This window comes from Zestomonas carbonaria (genome assembly GCF_904061905.1).
In the GTDB taxonomy this organism is placed as follows: domain Bacteria; phylum Pseudomonadota; class Gammaproteobacteria; order Pseudomonadales; family Pseudomonadaceae; genus Aquipseudomonas; species Aquipseudomonas carbonaria.
The window spans coordinates 42,181-59,457 of record NZ_CAJFCI010000016.1; the positions used below are offsets into that span (position 1 = coordinate 42,181).

The 17,277-nt window shown below is 64.4% G+C and carries 18 protein-coding genes; 5 read left to right on the forward strand and 13 right to left on the reverse strand.

The window, feature by feature from the left end; translation table 11 throughout:
* Positions 1-144: 144 nt before the first annotated feature.
* Positions 145-540, forward strand: coding sequence for a nuclear transport factor 2 family protein (locus PSEWESI4_RS02020; RefSeq protein ID WP_187669527.1), 396 nt, complete (start codon positions 145-147; stop codon positions 538-540).
* A 53-nt stretch (positions 541-593) separates the two neighbouring features.
* Here PSEWESI4_RS02020 and PSEWESI4_RS02025 read toward each other — a convergent pair whose 3' ends face one another.
* The 9 genes from PSEWESI4_RS02025 to PSEWESI4_RS02065 all read right to left on the reverse strand — a co-directional run bounded on the left by PSEWESI4_RS02025 (position 594) and on the right by PSEWESI4_RS02065 (position 8,076).
* Positions 594-2,588, reverse strand: a complete 1,995-nt coding sequence (locus PSEWESI4_RS02025; protein WP_187669528.1) for a relaxase/mobilization nuclease domain-containing protein — start codon at positions 2,586-2,588, stop codon at positions 594-596.
* Between the two features lie 448 nt (positions 2,589-3,036).
* Positions 3,037-3,636 (reverse strand): S26 family signal peptidase, encoded by a 600-nt coding sequence (locus PSEWESI4_RS02030; RefSeq protein ID WP_116325962.1) that lies wholly within the window; start codon positions 3,634-3,636, stop codon positions 3,037-3,039.
* Positions 3,633-4,190: a DUF2840 domain-containing protein gene (locus PSEWESI4_RS02035; protein WP_047337403.1), complete on the reverse strand. Its 558-nt coding sequence runs from the start codon at positions 4,188-4,190 to the stop codon at positions 3,633-3,635. Before PSEWESI4_RS02035 ends, PSEWESI4_RS02030 begins: the two co-directional genes overlap by 4 nt.
* Entirely contained in the window at positions 4,187-4,450 is a 264-nt protein-coding gene (locus PSEWESI4_RS02040; protein WP_047337411.1) for a hypothetical protein, read from the reverse strand. Before PSEWESI4_RS02040 ends, PSEWESI4_RS02035 begins: the two co-directional genes overlap by 4 nt.
* Positions 4,447-5,085, reverse strand: coding sequence for a ParA family partition ATPase (gene parA / locus PSEWESI4_RS02045; protein WP_116325961.1), 639 nt, complete (start codon positions 5,083-5,085; stop codon positions 4,447-4,449). Before parA ends, PSEWESI4_RS02040 begins: the two co-directional genes overlap by 4 nt.
* Positions 5,086-5,338: 253 nt before the next feature.
* Positions 5,339-6,196 (reverse strand): replication initiator protein A, encoded by an 858-nt coding sequence (locus PSEWESI4_RS02050; protein ID WP_047337401.1) that lies wholly within the window; start codon positions 6,194-6,196, stop codon positions 5,339-5,341.
* A 14-nt stretch (positions 6,197-6,210) separates the two neighbouring features.
* Complete coding sequence (locus tag PSEWESI4_RS02055) at positions 6,211-6,480, reverse strand: helix-turn-helix transcriptional regulator (protein WP_425375622.1); 270 nt, start codon at positions 6,478-6,480, stop codon at positions 6,211-6,213.
* Between the two features lie 126 nt (positions 6,481-6,606).
* Positions 6,607-7,377, reverse strand: a complete 771-nt coding sequence (locus PSEWESI4_RS02060; protein ID WP_047337400.1) for a DUF2285 domain-containing protein — start codon at positions 7,375-7,377, stop codon at positions 6,607-6,609.
* Positions 7,378-7,725: 348 nt separating this feature from the next.
* Positions 7,726-8,076, reverse strand: coding sequence for a DUF2958 domain-containing protein (locus tag PSEWESI4_RS02065; RefSeq protein WP_047337399.1), 351 nt, complete (start codon positions 8,074-8,076; stop codon positions 7,726-7,728).
* A 317-nt stretch (positions 8,077-8,393) separates the two neighbouring features.
* Between PSEWESI4_RS02065 and PSEWESI4_RS02070 the strand changes: the two genes are divergently transcribed.
* From PSEWESI4_RS02070 to PSEWESI4_RS02080, 3 genes are read left to right on the forward strand one after another with little or no spacing between them, the layout of a single operon-like run.
* The gene (locus tag PSEWESI4_RS02070; RefSeq protein ID WP_047337410.1) at positions 8,394-8,687 is read left to right on the forward strand and encodes a helix-turn-helix domain-containing protein; all 294 of its coding nucleotides are present in this window, start codon (positions 8,394-8,396) and stop codon (positions 8,685-8,687) included.
* Positions 8,680-9,933 (forward strand): hypothetical protein, encoded by a 1,254-nt coding sequence (locus tag PSEWESI4_RS02075; RefSeq protein ID WP_116326035.1) that lies wholly within the window; start codon positions 8,680-8,682, stop codon positions 9,931-9,933. Before PSEWESI4_RS02070 ends, PSEWESI4_RS02075 begins: the two co-directional genes overlap by 8 nt.
* Positions 9,930-10,949 carry a hypothetical protein gene (locus PSEWESI4_RS02080; RefSeq protein WP_116326034.1) on the forward strand — a complete coding sequence of 340 codons (1,020 nt, stop codon included), beginning with the start codon at positions 9,930-9,932 and terminating at the stop codon, positions 10,947-10,949. The genes PSEWESI4_RS02075 and PSEWESI4_RS02080 overlap by 4 nt, the downstream gene beginning before the upstream one ends.
* Before the next feature lie 71 nt (positions 10,950-11,020).
* Here PSEWESI4_RS02080 and PSEWESI4_RS02085 read toward each other — a convergent pair whose 3' ends face one another.
* The 3 genes from PSEWESI4_RS02085 to PSEWESI4_RS02095 form a co-directional block, all read right to left on the reverse strand.
* Entirely contained in the window at positions 11,021-11,335 is a 315-nt protein-coding gene (locus PSEWESI4_RS02085; RefSeq protein WP_047337397.1) for a DUF736 domain-containing protein, read from the reverse strand.
* 842 nt (positions 11,336-12,177) lie between these two features.
* Positions 12,178-14,223 carry a ParB/RepB/Spo0J family partition protein gene (locus tag PSEWESI4_RS02090; RefSeq protein WP_058142532.1) on the reverse strand — a complete coding sequence of 682 codons (2,046 nt, stop codon included), beginning with the start codon at positions 14,221-14,223 and terminating at the stop codon, positions 12,178-12,180.
* A 79-nt stretch (positions 14,224-14,302) separates the two neighbouring features.
* The gene (locus tag PSEWESI4_RS02095; RefSeq protein WP_047337395.1) at positions 14,303-15,133 is read right to left on the reverse strand and encodes a DUF932 domain-containing protein; all 831 of its coding nucleotides are present in this window, start codon (positions 15,131-15,133) and stop codon (positions 14,303-14,305) included.
* A 592-nt stretch (positions 15,134-15,725) separates the two neighbouring features.
* Between PSEWESI4_RS02095 and PSEWESI4_RS02100 the strand changes: the two genes are divergently transcribed.
* Positions 15,726-16,535 carry a hypothetical protein gene (locus PSEWESI4_RS02100; RefSeq protein ID WP_047337394.1) on the forward strand — a complete coding sequence of 270 codons (810 nt, stop codon included), beginning with the start codon at positions 15,726-15,728 and terminating at the stop codon, positions 16,533-16,535.
* A gap of 70 nt (positions 16,536-16,605) precedes the next feature.
* Here PSEWESI4_RS02100 and radC read toward each other — a convergent pair whose 3' ends face one another.
* The gene (gene radC / locus PSEWESI4_RS02105) at positions 16,606-17,112 is read right to left on the reverse strand and encodes a RadC family protein (protein WP_047337393.1); all 507 of its coding nucleotides are present in this window, start codon (positions 17,110-17,112) and stop codon (positions 16,606-16,608) included.
* Positions 17,113-17,277: the final 165 nt, after the last annotated feature.

Here is a 17,277-nt window from a genome sequence, read left to right on the forward strand (position 1 = left end):
GGGGCGCTTCTCATTGGTCACTTTTGGGTCCCTATATCACTTTTGGGTGCCTTCTTGCGAAAAGGTATGTTAGCACCTAATCTCGCTGTGCTTGCCTTGAACCCACGGATGGGCAATCTACACAACCCTATGAAGGAAGACTTTATGAGCACAGAGCAGAACATTGAGGTCGTGCGCCGCTACTTCGATGCAGTGGTACGAGGAGACTTGGAAGCGGTCGGCGATGCGTTCAGCGGCGATATCGAATGGCATCAGCCAGGCAAAGGGGCACTCTCGGGACTGCATCGCGGTAAAGAAGCCGTCTTCACACTGCTGGGCCAGTTCATGGAGCGCAGCGGCGGTTCCTTCCGTATTGATTCCGTCGGCCCGTTGATGGCTCAGGGTGACCTCGTGGCGACATCGCTCCACTTCCGCGCAGAAAAGCCTGACGCTTCAATCTCCATGTCGGGAGTGGATGTCCTGCGCATCGCTGACGGGCGAATCCGTGAAGTGTGGCTCTTCTCCGAAGATCAGGCTGCGGAAGACGCCTTTTGGGGATGACCATCGAACTGTGAAGTCGAGGCTTCCTGTTCGCTCTTGCGGCGGGTGACGATTCAGTTGATCGATGGTCCGCGCTGACGCCCGATTTCCCATGTCACCCCACCGCCGCGCATCGTCGCGGCGATCTGCTGCCCCAGCCGCGGCTCGATCACCGGCCGCCACGGCATCAGGCTGAATCCCTTGCCATCGTCCAGCATCGCGTAGCGCCCGCTGGCGAGCATGACCGAGCACCGGTAGATGCCGGCCACGCGCTGCCCGTCCGTGACGGGTCGATGCATCAGACCGGTTTCAGCGGCAATGTCCTTGGCGGCCTGCGCCAGTTCCCGATTGCGCAGCGTCCCCAGCAGGTTGCGGGCGAGGATCACGCGCTGCCCGCGCCGCTCGGCCACCCCCTGTTCGACCAGGAAATCGGCGCGCTGCTGCATGGCCTGCTTAGCTTCGCCGCCAAAGCCCAGGTCGCCCAATCCCCGGCCGCCGCCGATCAGTTGCTGGTCGAGCCAGGTGGCACCGATCACGCGGGCCTGCCGCTCGATGGGCAGGTGCGATTTCAGCTCCACCGCCACGCCGCCCAGCCGTTGCGCGTCGTACTGACTGCCACGCTCGGCTAGGTTGTCCGGCACCTTCCATAGGCCTTCGGCCACGCGCTCCACGATGCCGGCCCGGCGCAGGGCTTCCAGCCGCCGGACGTGGGCGGCGATGACTTCCTGCGGGTCGCGTCCGGGCTTGGCCCGGCCCTGTTCGATGGCCAGGTGATGATCGGCGCGGTACAGGCCATCGCTCGCCAGCGCGGCGATGTTCTTGTCGGCGGTGCGCACGTCGGCCGAACCCTTCACCTCCACCACCGCGCCCGTGGGGTAGTTCGCCAACTCGTCGCGGGCGTTCAGCGCGACGTAGTGGGCCTTGCCATCCACGCCGTCGATGACCAGATAGCCCCGGTCGTGCAGCTCGTCGGCCAGCCCCTTCGCGGCAACGCGGCCGATGATGCTGCGGCCATCGTCGCCCGGCTCGAACACGGCGAGCTCGCGCGGCTGACCTCTCATCGCCCGCTGCATCGTTCGGATAATGTCGCCACGCTCGCCCAGGGCGCGCAAGGTCTTCTCGGCATCGGCATGGACGGCCCAGGTGCCGGGCTGCGTTTCGTCGGCCAGGCCCAAGCGCTGCAAGCGTTGCAGGCGGCCGATCAGCAGCAGGCGCTGGCGTTGCAGCCGGGGGTCGTTGAAGCGTTCGACATGCATCCGGCCATCGTCGCCGGTCTCGCGTTGCAGCGTGCGATCCAGGCTCGTCCACCGCTCCTGTTCCACCTCGCGCTGCAAGGTCTGCTGGATCTCCAGTTCGGTACGCGGCCCCAGCCACTCCGTCGCCAGCTCGGCGGCCCGATGGCGGAAGCCGTGGGCGATGTAGTCGCTCGCAATGATGAGGTCTTTGCCGGTGTCGTCGCGCCCGCGCACGATCAGGTGGGTATGCGGGTTGTCGGTGTTCCAGTGATCCACCGCCACCCAATCGAGCCGCGTGCCCAAGTCGGCTTCCATGCGGTTCACAAGATGCCGGGTGTAGGTGCGCAGGTCGTCCAGTTCGGCCCCGTCCTCCGGCGAAACGATGAAGCGGAAATGGTGGCGGTCATCGGCGCAGCGTTCCTTGAAGGCATCGAGGTCGGCTTCGTCGGCCTGTGGCCCGTAGGCCCGGCCCGGTTCGCCATCGCGGCCCGCGCCGTCGCGCTCGATGTAACGCAAGTGCTTGGCGAGCGACTGGGGGCTGGCCCGTTGGTGATTGACCAGCAAGGTCTTGATGGTCACGCGCCGCGACATGGGCGTCAGCTTCGCGCCCGCGAAACGCGCCGCCGTATGGCCGCGCCCCAGGCGCGAGCCGGGGCGCTGGCCGGCGCGTGCGCCATTGCCACCGGCTGCGGAATGGCGCATCGAGGACTTGCCGCCGCTGGCCTTGCCGGTCTGCTTGAGCACCTTGGAAACGAAGCTCTGCCCCTGGCCCTTGCCCCGGTTCTTCGGGGCGCTGGGGCGCACGCGGAAATCGTCGTCGCGGCGGTCGGTCATGGCCGTTCTTCCTGCAAGCTCTGGCGTGTCCTGTCGTGCGAAGCACGCGGACATGCCTGCATTGGCGCGGGCCTCGCGCCCCAAGCGGCACGGCGGCGAAGCCGCTCCGTGCCGCGCCCCCCCCACGTGCAGACAGGCTTTCGACGCGGCCCGGTGCCGCGTCCTTTTGTCTTGCCTTCCGCCTTTGCCCTTCGCTGTCGCTCCGGGCGTCGGCGGCCCGGCGGCGCTGCTGCACCAGCAGCCAGCCCGCCGGCGAACGCGCCAATGGCCGCAGGCTGGGCGCGTTCGAGGCAAGACGCCTGCACGTTGGACGGCTGCGCCGGATGTTGCGCGAAGCGCGGCGCGGATGCGCTCGCGCTGCACGCGCGACGACACGGCGGCAGCAGCCGGAACGACTTGCCCGATGGCACGATGAGAGGCACGGCAACGTGCTGCGAATCGGCGGCCATCATGGGCTTGTCTCCAGCCAGACCGGATGCGCGACGCCGATCACGGCGGACGCACTGACCGGCCCGAAATAGCGGCTGTCGAACGACGCCGGATTGGTCACGCTCAACAGGAACAGCTCGCCCGGTTCGAGGCGGCGGCAAAGCTGCAAGGATGGCAGCGGCCGGCCCAGCCGGTCGGCAGGCAGCGCGGCGGCCGCAGGCACGCCGTCGATGCTTACCTGCCCGGCGACGATGCAAACGTGTTGCGGCGCGACCGCGCCCACACGTTTGAGCAGCGGCACGCGCATCGGCAGGTAGCCGCGATGCGCAGCCAGCATGGCGGCCCTATCGGGCAGCGGCACCAGCACGATGCTGTCCACGGACAACGGACGTGGCAGCGAGGCGGTGCGCGGGTCGAACGGCTCGATGCGATACCAACCGACCGCCACGCTGTCGGACGGGTTGTAGGTCAGACGCGGCAGCGGCGACACGAAAGCCGCCCAGGCCAGCGCAGCGAGGCCGACGGCGGCGAAGCACGCCAGCACGATGCGAGCGCGCAGGCGCGAGCGAGGATGCGGCGCGGCTTCGTGCGTGCGCGCGGTGGTGGATTGGGTCGTCATGGCAGCGCCCTCCCGGCCAGCCAGGCGGCGTACCGCTCGGCGGTGTATTCGGGCAGCGGCAGACGGGCCGCCAGACGGTTGCCCAGCGTGCGCCAGTACGCGGGCGACACATCGATGGCGGCGATGCCTTGCGCGTCGATGCCGTCGATGCATTCCAGCACGGAACGCACCGCGTTCTCGCCTTCGGCGTGCAGCAGCAGGCGTGCGCCCGGCCGCACGCCGGGGATGCGCTGCATGTCGTCCAGCGGCGTGGCGGCTTGCATCACCATGAGCTGCCAGCGGATCGTGCCGTAGTCGTTGGCCTCCCAGCGCACGCGGCAGAACATGGCTCGCGGCAGGAACACCGCGCAGCGCCGCCAGCGGTCGAGCCGCAGCGTGCGCGCCGGCTCACCGAAGCGCAGGTAGAGCTTGAAGCGCGGTTCGATGTAAGCGAGCGATACGCGAGTCAGCGGCACGCTGCCGGCCTGGCCGGCGAGTGCCGAAAGCGAAGGCGGCGGCGCAGCAGCCGGTGCAGCCGTCGCCGCGTGAGCGGCAGGCAAGGCGGATGCGTTCATGGCGGGTTCTCCAGGCGCTTGTCGGGAAACTCGCGCTCCAGCAGGCCGCGCAGCAGTTCGGCCACGGTCACGCCCTGGCCAAAGGCGGCGATCTTGATGCGCGCGCGGAGCGCGGGCGTCACGTCGAGCGTCAGGCGTGCGGTGTAGAGGTCGCCCTTGTTGAGCGCACCGGCATCGCCCTGGCGAATCCACGCCTCGGCGTGCGGATTCGCGGGCGGACGTGCGCCGATGCCAACGCGCTTGCTGCGCGGGCTGCTCATGTCGGCCACCGCAGCAGTTCATCGGCGAGCGCGGCAATCTCGCGGGTGGCGACGCTGTCGGGTGCCGTCTCGCGGGCGAGCCGGCCAGCGGCCACGCTGTCGGCGAAGACGATGCGCTGACGTACTTCGCTACGCAGCGCCGGCAGCGGCTGTTCGGCCAGCGACTGCCGCGCTTCCCTGCCGGTGATGGTGGTGCTGACGCGCCGGTTGATGACGAAGGCCGCGCGCAGTGCAGGCCGGAACACCTGCGCCTCGCGGATCAGCGCCACCATCTCGGCGCTGGCCCACAGGTCGTAGGGGCTGGGCTGCACCGGGATCAGCACGCGCTCGGCCGCCAGCAGCGCGGAGCGCGCCAAGGCGGCGATGCGCGGCGGGCCGTCGATGATGACGTGATCGGCGCGGCGGGCCAGCTCCGGCGCTTCCTGATGCAGCGTTTCGCGGGCGAGGCCCACGACGCTGAACAGCCGTGGCAAGCCCTGCTGGCTTCTGCGCTGCGTCCAGTCCAGCGAAGAACCCTGCGGGTCGGCATCCAGCAGGATGACGTGCTGGCCGCGCAGCGCGAGTTCGCCCGCGAGGTGCGTGGCGAGCGTGGTCTTTCCGACACCGCCTTTCTGGTTGAGCAGCGCGACGATCATGGCGCGGCCCTCCGGGTTGGAAAGCCGGGCTTTGGCTGTTGCGCGTGGTGCCGTTTCGCAGTTGTCCACCGAAGCGGCGCGCTTCTACTAAAAGTTATGTATTTCTTGTTAGGTATGTTAGAGGGCGCGCAAAGCCAGCAATGGCGCGGGTTTTCAGCCGATTTTTGTGCCTGATAGCACGAGGATGTGTTGCCTGATAGCACGAGCCTCCTGTTGCCTGATAGCACGAGTGAATCCACAGGTTTTCCCGCACTTATCCCCGTGCCGTAGGCAGCACGGGCCGGAAGGTCAGCAGCTCGGTTTTCTCGCCAGGCATCCGCTCGATGCCCAAGACGTAGCCGGGCAACGATTGCCGCGCCACCAGGGCGCGCAAATCGGCGGCGAAGTCGTAGAAGCGCGCTACGCTGCCCGACTTGCGGTACAGGTGCTGAAAGTCGAATTGCCAGCCGTGTTCTTGCCGCCCGCCATGCTTGCGCACCAATCGGTACAGCCAGCGTTCGATGCCACCGGTGAGCCGGAAATACGTCGGGTCGATGGTCAGCACCAGGGCCGCGTCCACCACGCCCGCATAGAACCAGTCCGGCAGGATCAGTTCGATGCCCAGCGGCGTGCCGCTGGCATCGGCCAGTTCCTTCCACTCGTTGATCCACGAGAAGCGGTGCAAACGCCTTCCCGTGGTTTCGCGGATGGACGTGGCCACCGTGGTCGATTGCAGCCGGTCGAGCGCCGCTTTCAGGCGCTGGTAGTCGCGCAGCGACGTACCGCGCCCGATGAAGCGCAGGATCTCGTAGGGGCGCACCTGCATCAGCCGCGAGGTCGGTATGCCCGCATCGCGGGCTTCCACGATCTGGCTGGCGGCCCAGATCAGGATGTCGGCATCCCAGATCGTGGCGATGCCATGCTCCTGCGTGCCTTCCACGCGGATGGTGATACCGCCAGTGCGAAAGTCGATCGGCGTTGTGCGCCGCGACTTGGCGAGCGAAAAGAACGGAAAGGCCATCAAGTCCTGGCTGTCGCGCGGCGCCATGTCGCCCGGCAGCGCGCGGAACAGGTCGAGTTGTTCGCGCTGCGGCAAGGCTTGCCCTGGCGGGCTGGGCATGGCGAAGGCCATCCACGCGCCGAAGGTCAGCGACCATCACGGTAGTCGCCCGCGTGGCGCTCGGCGTACTCGGGATCGGACGTAGCCGCGTAGCTGCGCGCATCGGCCCAGGCGTCGAGGTCGGACACCGCGTACATGACGCGGCGGCCGAACTTGCGGAATTTCGGCCCGCCGCCGATCACGCGCTGCTTTTCCAGCGTGCGCGGCGAAAGGCGCAGGTAGTCGGCGGCTTCGTCGTTGGTCAGGTAGCGTTGGGGCTGCGCGGGCGCAGCGACAGCAGCGGCGGCAGGCCGCAAGGGAGCGGGTCGCATGGGATGGTCCTCCATCAAGCCCGGCCACACCACGCGACCGGATAGAGGCACTTTCGAGAAATCCGGGCTTCCTGCTAAGGGACGAATTGCAGGGACTGCAAAACGTCCCCCTTACTGCGATGCAACTGGCGGAAGCTGCGCCAGGCTGCGATAGCCGCCGCGCATCAACGCCTCGCCACGCCGCACCAGCCGGCGCACGCGGGCGCGCAAGGCGCTGTCCTTGTGCCAATCGGCCACGACGATATCGGTGCCGAACAGTCCTTCGGCCACCTCGCGTAAGGATGCGCCCGCCAGGGTCGCGTCGAGCGCCTGCAAGCTGTGTAGCTCCAGCACCGCGGACGGCGTAGGCCGGGAGCGGGCCGCTGCCGCAGGCGCGGCCACGGTCGCGGCGGACAGCGCATCCAGCTCGGCCGCCAGCGTGCGATAGCGCGCGCAAGGCGCGGCGCAAGCACGGGTGGCGTAGAGATACGCCATGCCGTCTTCCAGGCCGGGCGCAAGTGCGAGCCGCAAGCAGCAGCCGGGCCAGTGCGACACCAGCACCAGGCGCTTGCCATCGTGGATCAGTTGCTTGCGGCCAGGCACGCGCCAGAATTCGAAGACAGCGGCTTCGGGCGGTGGATCGGCATCGGGAAGAAGCTGCACCACGGCATCGTGATCGGGGAACCAGGCCGGATGCGCGTCCCGCGCATCCAGGGCGGGATCTTCCAGCAGGCGCAGGCCCCAAGCCTGCGCCGCGTCCGGCCGGCGACGACGGCGCAGCCAGTCGCGGCGGTAATCGGGATTCCGTCGCAGGTACTCCCAGGCCAGTGCCGGGCCGTCGAGGTGCAGTGTGTAGAGATAGGCGGCGGTGGGATACCAATGCTCGGCGCTCGCTTCGGCCATGACGCAACCTCCCGTGTAGCAGGAACGTCGCCACGGATTTCGCCGTACGGAGCTATCGAATCGCCATCAAGCTGTCATCGGGTCGGGGTGAACTGATGTGGCAGGTGTCAAGACCGATTGGCTCCGAAGCATTGCGAAAATCGTCTCGATGCGACGGCTGAAACGCCAGAAAATCGGAGTCAGCATCAGGCACCGTGCCGAAACCCGCGCCAAAGATCATGTCTGTTTCGGTCAGGCACGCACCGATTTCGTGCAATAAAGCCGAGCAAGATCTATTCGGTCTTGACCAAGACCGAAATAGTCACAATGTGCTCGCCTTGGCTCGGCCTTCTCTGTCTTCGTGGCCGCTCAATCCGTGATCGAGCCGTTCTCCTGCGCCCGTCGGACGTACTCCGACAGCGGGCGCTCTGCCAGAAAGTAGAGATCACGCATCACCGGATGCTGGCTCGGCCCGACGATGGATGCCAGATCGGATAGCTTCACCGTTCCCAACGTCGGCAGGCCGATACCCAGGTCGATCAGTCCCCAGGCCGTATCACCGTCGTCCGGGTCAAGCGCGGCTAGCAGCCAGGTGGCGTGCGCGTCAGGGGTGAACAGTCGCACCGCCGGCATCGGGTCGATGCTCCGGCCAGCGGTGCGTGCCGCGCCGACGGCGAGCAGTTGCGCCCGCTGTTCAGCGGTGACGAGCGGCTGGGTCATGCCCCGAATCCCCACGCATCCGAAGATGCACGGGTACGCTTTTCCACCGAAGCGCGGAACCGCTGAAGCGGCTGCGTGCTTTGGCGGGAAAGCACGAAGGCGCAAGCCATCGAATCCGTACATGCACAGAAACGCAGAAGCGCAATTGTGAGGGTCAGGAAAGGCACGGAAGTAACTCTCTGGCTCCGGCTAAATCCGCAGTTGCGGATTTCCGTAAAAGCATGAGGCGGATTGCTCAGCAGGAATGAATACTATAGATTGTAGCCCTATTGGGTGCAATGAGCTGTCATCTTGGTTTTCTAGGGGAAACCAAGTTGGTGGCAGCGAAACACTCATTGGCGACGGCGATACGGACAGTCAGGAAGGCGCGCGGCTTGAGCCAGGAAGCGTTCTCCGACGTGTCCAGCCGTACCTACATGAGTTCGCTGGAGCGCGACTTGAAAAGCCCGACCATGCACAAGCTGACCGAACTGTGCAAGGTCATGGACGTGCATCCGCTCACGTTGCTGACTCTGGCCTATGCAGGCGACGACATGGACAAGGTAAGGCGTGTGCTTAAGCAAATAGAACAAGAGCTGCTATCTATCAAGCAACGGGATGTTCATGGATAAGAAGACCCAAGGCGCGTGGTTGCTGCACCACGCAAGAAAACTTCAAGCAACAACGAACCAAGATTTTGACTCGATCGCCTTCGCTGGGAAAAGTGGCACGTTGTTGTCCGCAATCTCCGCGGAAAGGCAAAGCGTTGTCACGCAACAACGCCTAGAAGCCCTCGCACGTGCCAACCACATCAGCCCCAAAACGGAACTCCCTGCAATCGTTGCCGAACTCGCGCGACAAAAGCTAATCCTGCCGGGCAGCGGGGGGGTGGAAGTCCTCGGTTTGACTGGACATAGCGTGCTCGAGCACACATCCAGAATTTTCGATGAAAGCAGCCACGAGGCACATGAAGAAGCCGTAATCTTCGTATCAGAGATTGCCTCCGAGACGCCCACGACGGACAAAGCTATCGCCGAGGTCGTTTCCGATAATTTGAAGCTTTCACGCAAGGAAGTCGGCGATACGCTGGATCTTGCGACCAACATCGGCTTCTTTGACTCTGAGCCGATCTCGGCTCAAGAGAAATTACTTTTCAATGGCAACCTGTTCCGGCGCGATGATGCGCGGAAGGTCAATGCAATTCTATCAACCTTGAAAGCCCCCGAGGCTGCGCTTCTGACAGAAGTGAATCAGAAGCTTCAAGAAACAGGCTGCCTACCATTGGAGACGGTCAACAGGATTCTCGGGCAGGATCTTTTCGCACGCCTTCACTCCATTGGTCTATTCGATGTCAGCGTCGTGGGTAATGATCAGGGAAAGAGCTACTTCGTTACCCGTCCGGCTGCATTCTCCAAATTCAGCAACTCCATTGCGGACGACGCGTTGGATTTGGCCAAGGCGCTGGTAGCCTCGCTCACCTACGGGATGACCGTCAGCAGCTATTACCGTGGCCGTATCCAGATGGTTTCGGCACTCATGAATAAGCTGATCGCAGGCCATAGCGTCGGTCCCGCCACCGCTATTGGAAGCGACTATCAGGCCCTTGAGCTCAAAGGCGTCGTCGCCGTGACACCTGCTGATAACGGCATGTTCAGCATGAGGCTCCTGAAGCCGGAAGTGGGGCGTCTTGCACTCGCCGTAATCGAAGATGGCGACATAACGGCCGAGAGCGTTTCGCATATTCCTGGTGCACGTATCACTGAGTACGTCGCGCCGGAATTGAATCGAGAAGTGCAGCGGAAAAATGCCACAGAGGCAGTGAAACTGAAGGCGCGCAACCTGCTCCAAGAAATTCGAACCGGCGGGCTCAAGAGATGAAAAGCCAACCACTAAAGGGCTCTGCCGCCGAGGAAGCGCTGCGGAATTATTTCCTAAGCATTGGCTACTATGTTGCCAGAGGCATCAAGTTTACATTCCATCGATTTGATGTAACCGATGTCGATCTGTGGCTATATGCGCGCAATTCGCCTCTCAGCAGAGAACGCATCTGCGTCGACATCAAGAACAAGAAGACACCGCAGGCTCTCGAACGCATTTTTTGGGCAAAGGGACTGCAGTCAGTTCTAGGTCTTGACTCGTGCATTGTCGCGACAACAGATTCTAGGCCGGATGTTCGCGAGTTTGGCCTCCAACACAATGTCCGGGTATTGGATGGTAAGTTCCTTTCGCGACTAACTAATAGCGCACGCAGCCACAAAGAGCGCATCACCGAGGAAGACTTCCTTGCGGATCTTGAATCGGGCTCTCTAGGCCGATTGAGTGGTGACTGGCGTGGCAGGTATGAGGAAAGCAAATCTCGCCTGCTTCACTCCTTGAACTTCGACGGATGCAACGCTTGGCTTGAAGACATCGAATATTTGTTGACCCAAATCGCCTCCGGCAATCGGGCATGGAGACTCTTCTATGCCTCATGCTCGCATTTCATGATCGCGATGGACTTCATCCTCAGAGAATTCATTGCTGAGGATCAGGAGCAACGCCGTCAGATCATCGAACGCGGAATACGCTACGGCGTATCAGGGCAGGCTTTCACGGAGAAGGTCGGTCGCATGGCGGCAGCACTGGTGGAGGGCGTCGCGGCTCAACCTGGCCTCGCTGATACGCTGCAACAGGAGCTTCAGCAACAGGCCAGTAACGTCAAAGCCGATCTGTTGGCCGAGTTCTTTGCCAGGAACCTAACGGGGTCAGCGGCGTTCGATGTGGCCCTTGCGTTAGAGTCCGCAGCCTTTTCGCCCCAAGCTCCCACGCCATCCGCGCTGCCTTCACAGGCGCAGGCAGTGGTTGGAGTGATCGCTGATTTTTGCGGCGTAGATCGAAAGATTGCGCTCGCCTAACGCGCAGGCGAGCGATTGGAACTGAGAGATGCCATGCCCCGCCGCAAGGGGCGGGGCGCGGTAGGCGGCCGTCAGGCTGCCTTGGGTTTGCTACGCGACCAGATCAGGTCGTGCGTGCCGTCCTCGTTCTCGATCAGGCGGGCATAGACCGTCGCGGGGAACGAAGGGTCATCGAGTGAAACCGACAGGTACGGACGGTCGGCCTGGCTGGTTTTCTTCCACGCCGCGCCGATCTCGTGGCCGGCCGCCTGAAGGTGGAAGTCGGGGGCGTTCTCGGTGTCGCCCTTGTCGTTGGGAACCAGCTTGACCTTGACGTTGAGCGTCAGGGTGCGGAGCGTGCCGGTGAAGCCGTCTTTCTCTGCGATGAAGGTGCCGATGTTAGCCATGATGTTTCTCCTTTCGGGTTGAACAAGGTCGCGCCAGTGCGTCCTTGTTGTGATCCGTCCGGCGGGGGATGGGCTGGCCGCACCGCTTGCGGTCGAAGCGCAGCGGAGAGCCTGGAAGCGAAAAGAATTTGTCCCGCGAGGAATGCGCGCAGCGCAGGGGAAATTGTTTTCGCTGGAAGGTTGCGACCATCAAGCCCAAGGCGCAGCCGCCCCCCCGCCAGGATTCACAACAAGACAAGGACGTACAGGCCGACCGCCCCCGAATGGAGACATGGCCGACTCGGCATCCCCGCGCGACGGCTTCACCGGCTTGCGCCCTGACGCGGGCAAGGCCAACCACCAAGGACAAGGGCGAGAACGCGCCTGCCGTCGCAGGCGGCAACGTGCTTGAGGCGTGGCGTGGAAGCTCCATAGGCATGGCCGTGCGGCGTGTCGGTGAACCGTCCTTCGTGACGACCAGGCAGCGAACTGCCAGCGTCGGGGACGGCACGCTTTCGCACAACCTGCCGCAGCAAACCTGAGCGTAGCCCTACAAGCCTCGCCCATTGCAGCGGGGCGCTGTCTAAGCACCGGCGGCGCGATGCGCCGGCGCACTTGCCGGCTTCTTGGGTTTCTCGCGCACAAGGCTGCTTGTGCGCGGCCCCTTCGCCGCCTGCCCGAAGGCGGCGAAGGGGCGTTTTGGCTTGGGCCTTGAATCCGAGCGCGGCTACCGCCGCGCCCGGATTCTTGACCGCCAGCTCCAAGGCGGAACGGCCTGGAGCTGGTGCGAATGGGGGGAGTCCTTCGTTTCGACAGCATGAAGCGCCCCGGTCGGAACCGGAGCGCCTATCTGCGGTGCAGGGTCACGCGGCCAATGCCTCGGCCGGTTCATCCGCCACGGCGGCAGCTTCTCCCGTACCGTCCTGCTCCGTGCCTGCTTCCGGCATTACCTCTTGCGGGCCTTCGGTGCGGAAGATGGCGGGCATCCAGCCGGTGCCATCGGCCAGCCGTTCGGCTTCGCTGGCACTGTCGGCCTTCTTCAACTTCGCCAGCCGGGTCACATGCTCCGGTGCAAACTCGCCCACGGCTTCCAGAATCGCGGCTTTCGGCACATGCCGGAAATAACCCTCATTGGTGGGCTTCCACCATGCGGCTATGTCCAGCCCCACGGCCTGCGCTAGTTCCGCGCCGGGTTGCAGCGTGGTGGCGCGGAGCGTCACCACGTCTACCGTGGGTGCCACGCACACGGCCAGCAACCGCACCAGTTCATCCTGCGACTTCGCCAGCAGCACGGCGAACAGTTCGGCACTGTCCTCCGGCAAGGCGTCGCCTGCTACCTGTTGCAGTTCGCGCAGCGCGACGGCGGCGGGCGATTCTGGCCAGTCCGGGGCCATGCCTTCCAGTCGGTCTTGCACCTTCAGGCTCACGCCCAATGGCAGGTCGTGGCCGTAGTGGCTTTTCTGCAAGACGGTCTGCACCATGCCATGCACCAGCGCAGCCAGCGCCACTTGCGGACGCCGGGCGACTTCGATTTGCAGCACGGCGGTGCGGTGGGCGCTCAACCGCTGTGCCAGCCGGTCGGACATGGCGGCTGCCTTGGGCTGCTCGTCGTCCTCGGCTTTATCCTCGTTTTCAGCGTCTGCGCCACCGAAACCCTGCCGAAAGCGTTCCAGCGTGCGCAGCGCCTTGGCTTCGGCTTCGCGCATCAGGCCGCGATGAATCACGGCTTCGCCGCTGCGGTCGATGGTGACGATGGCACCGGCTGCGGCCTTCACGTTCGGGCTGTAGTCTTGCAAACTGTCCTCGATGGCCTGCAACTGTTCGCCCAAGGCTTCGCCTTTCTCCTGCAAGACACCGGCCTTTTCCTCGTCGTCGGCATCCAGCGCAGCATCCACGGCTTCTGCCAGGTCGTGCAGCTTGGCTTGCAGCTTCTCGATGCGGGCAGCTTCGCGCTTGTTCGCCGCAAGGCGTTCCCTCGGGACGCGTTGGAAGGCGTGCAAGTCGGCATGGGTCACGCTCGGCGTGGCATCCACCCATGCCCAGCCTTCGGCCTTCACCTCGGCGGCAATACCGGCCAGCTTGTCTTGCGCCAGCTTCTCCAGTAGCGCGGCATCGGTCAGATACACACCTGCATCATCATCCGCGAACAGGTCGCGGCGGATGCCGCCGCCTGCAGCTTCGTAGGCATCCAGCCCTACAAAGCGAACCAGTGGATGCCGATAGGCGTCAATCTCACGCTCGGTAAGGCGGTCGCGCAATTGGGACGGGTGCCGCTGCCACGTCGGCGCATCGTAGAAGGCGGTTTCCTGCGCGGCGTGATCGTCGGTGATGGCAAGGGCCATCAACTGGTCGAGCGTGACGGCATCGGCGCGATAGTCGGCCATCAGACGCGGCGATACGTTCGCCAGCTTCAAGCGGCGCTGCACCACCAACGGCGTAACGCTGAAATCCGCTGCAATGTCCTCGATGGGCCGGCCTTCGGCCACCAGCGCGGCAAAGGCTTCAAACTGGTCTGCCGGGTGCATGGCTTCGCGCTGCACGTTCTCGGTGAGGCTGGCCGTGCGGGCGGTGCCATCGGCCACCAGCAAGCAAGGCACTTCCCATTCTTTGCTGATGCGGTGCTTCTTCGCCAGCAGCTTCAACGCGGCAAGACGACGGCCACCGGCGACGACTTCATAAGGTTCGTCGTCAGCGGTCGCGGTGACGATGAGGTTTTGCAGCAGGCCGACACGTTGGATGCTCGCGGCCAGCTCGGGGATGGACATGCGCGGGGTCTTGCGCACGTTGCGACCAGTCGGGCGCGACACCAGCCGCGACAGCGGAACCAGAATCAGGTTCTTGGTCGGGTCGACAGTTTCCAGCGCGGGGACTTGGATGGCGCGGGCTTCGCTTTGGGGGATGGCGTTCATGGTGATAACTCCTTGCGGTGAGGAATGCAGCAGCGAAAGAAGCGGCAAGGGCTGCTGCCTGCCCCTGCCGCGTGGGGATTCAGACTTTCAACTGGCGCAGGCCATCGGCCAGCATCCAGAGGGCGCGGTTCAGGCGCACATCGGAGTCAATGCCCTGCACCGGGCGGGTTTTCTGGCGGCGACCATTGGCGCTGCGGCCATGCAATCCGCCTTTGGTCAGGTTTTCTTGGGTGCGATTGAACACGCTCCACAAGTCCGGGCGGCGGTCGTCGAACCGGCGCGGCATCAGGATTTGCGATTCGGTGATGGGCGCGGGCTTGTTGCCGGTGGGGTCGTACTTGAGGGCCAGCGCGGCGCGGGCGAACACTTCGGCTTCGCCTTCATCCAGCGTGATCGCGCGCATGGCATCGCGGGATTCCTTCACCCGCTCGAAGCCCTGCAAGACTTCGTAAGCGCCTTCGATGACGGAACCGGCCACGTCGCCTTTGTGCGGCACGCGCACATCCGCCACGGTGTCGCCGCACACAAGGCCATTGCTGCACACGAACCGGAACATCCCGGCCAGCATCTGATAGCTGCTGGTGCCGTCGTGCGAGTTCAGCAGGATGATTTCATTGGCTTCCGCGCCGTTGATCTGGCTGGCGTGGCGCAAGCGCAGCATGTGCTTGGTGTGTTCGCGCTTGCCTTCGTCGCGCACGCGGGTTTGGCACGCCATGAACGGCTGAAAACCCTCTTTGCGCAGTTCGGCCAGCACGGCGGCGGTGGGAATATAGGCGTACCGCTGCGAACGGCTTTCGTGCGGGGCCTCCGCGAAGATGGACGGGGCCACGCGGTGAATCTGGTCATCGGTCAGCGGGTAGTCGCTGCGCAGCGACGGCGAACGGGAAGCAAAACGGGATGCGAGTTGCATGGTCTTTCTCCTGACGAAAAGGGTTTGCTGTTCAAACCGCACACCGGATTCCTAGATTCGGAGCCCAGCCTTTCGGCTGTTCTGTGCGGTCGGCACGAGGAACCCGGTTGGCCCTGTTGCCACCGTCTTTCCTGAGTTCATCGCCCGCGACGGTCAGGAGCACGCGGACGGGAGCCGTCAAGGAAACAAGCGCAGGGTTGGTGCGGCCCGCAGGCGCAGCCGAGGACACGGCCCTGCGCGCCTTGACGGCACACGGACGCGGGCTACAGTCGCGGACAAGGTGATGAGGTCAGGGAAGACGGCTGTACATGGCAACGGCCCCCCTCGTGTGCTGAACCGCACGCAAGCGAAGCGCGCAGGCCCGGATCGAGGAATCCGGGCCGGAGGCGTCAGCGATGGAAGCCCGAAGGGGGCGAGACTCGTGCAGCGAGGCTCGATGCGCAGCACGACAGCGCGACCGGCCGTTTCCTGGCCGGGGACGCCCGGATCGCATGAGGTACCTGAAAGTCAGCCGATAGACGAAGACTCGGGTACCGACAAGCCCGCCTTGGTTAAATACGCTGCAAAGCGTCTTCAACATCAGGAACGGAACATGAGTTCACCGCAGACGACAAGCCCGCAGCAAGCCTGCGAAGCCATCCTCATCGAAGGAAAGCGCTACAACATCGAGCACGGCATCCTGCCCAGCGAGAATGCCGTCGCCGACCGTCTGCTCGCCCGCGGCGTCGAGCTGAGGGAGGCCTACGGCGAGTTGTACGAAAAACTGCAGCCGCGTCCGCCGGCACTCAAGGTTTTCCTGGACCTTCTGCTGAGCACGGCAGCGTTCTGGAGCCCGGAGAAGATCGCCGAGGCGCGCGTCGCCCGCGACGAACTGGCCGGCGTCAACCGGCAGATCGCACGGAAGGCCGAGGAACTGGCGGAGCTGCTGGAGCGCCGCACCGAGTTGAACAACACCTCCGGCTTCAGCAGCGAAACGCACTATCACGTCTGCGACGTGATCGAAGCGGCATCCGAGCACAACTACTTGTTCAACTCCTGGGTCAAGGATCGCCTGGATGCCCTTCGCGGCCAGTTCGATCTGAAATACTGGCCATCGCTGGATCAGTTCCTGCGAGAACTGGCTGCCGATGCGGAGAACGCCGGCATGGAAGCCACAGATCCTTTGACTGCGGCGGCCACCGTGGCGTCGCGCCCGTCACGGGCCGACTTCTTCAAGGCCCTGTTCGCCGCCATCGAGGAAAACAGCGCACGAAACTACGGGCTGCTACCCACGGGCTTCAAGCTTACCGACGGCACCCTGGCCTCGTTGGCGAACTGCGCATTGGATCTTGGGCCAGACGAGCTGGCGGACAGCACCTATGTGAAGCGGCTTCGCCAGCGCGAACGCAACGGCGGCAAGTGACGACGTGCCGTCGCCAGCAAAACGCAATCTCCCCTGATGCGCAGCAAAAAGGGGGCCGAAGCCCCCTTCGTCACAGCCAGCCGAGTTCGGCGAATGCCGTCGTCTGGTCGCCTGCAACGATGATGTGATCCAGCGTGCGCACCTCAACCAGTGTCAGCGCCTCCTTGAGCCGCTGGGTCAGTGCCCGATCGGCCGCGCTCGGCTCGGGATTCCCGCTCGGGTGGTTGTGCGCCAAGATCACCGCCGCCGCATTGTGCTGCAGCGCTTCCTTGACCACCTCGCGCGGATACACCGATGCCTGGTCTATGGTGCCGCGGAACATCTCGACGTACTCGATCAGCCGATGGCGCGTGTCGAGGAACAGGATTGCGAAGACCTCGTGCTCGAAGCCTGCGAGCTTGGTGCGCAGGTACTCCTTGACCGTCGCCGGCGAACTAAACTCGGTACCGCGCTGCATCTTCTGGTCGATGACCCGACGCGCGGCATCCAGGATCTGGTCGGCCGACGCCGGCCGATAGCGGCCACGGCCGTCACGCACCAGCAGCGAGGCATCGGAAGAGAGGGAAAACTGCGACATGATCGTGCTCCGGTTGCTCGGGCGGAATTGCCCGGAACCGGCGCCAGCACGGCGCAGCGCAAGCAGTCAGGGGGCGAAGCCGGCCGCCAGGACGCCAGCGCGCAACGCGCGCGCCGCCCTTGACGGCGAGAACGCCGTGGTACGGTGAAGGGAAACAGCAAGACC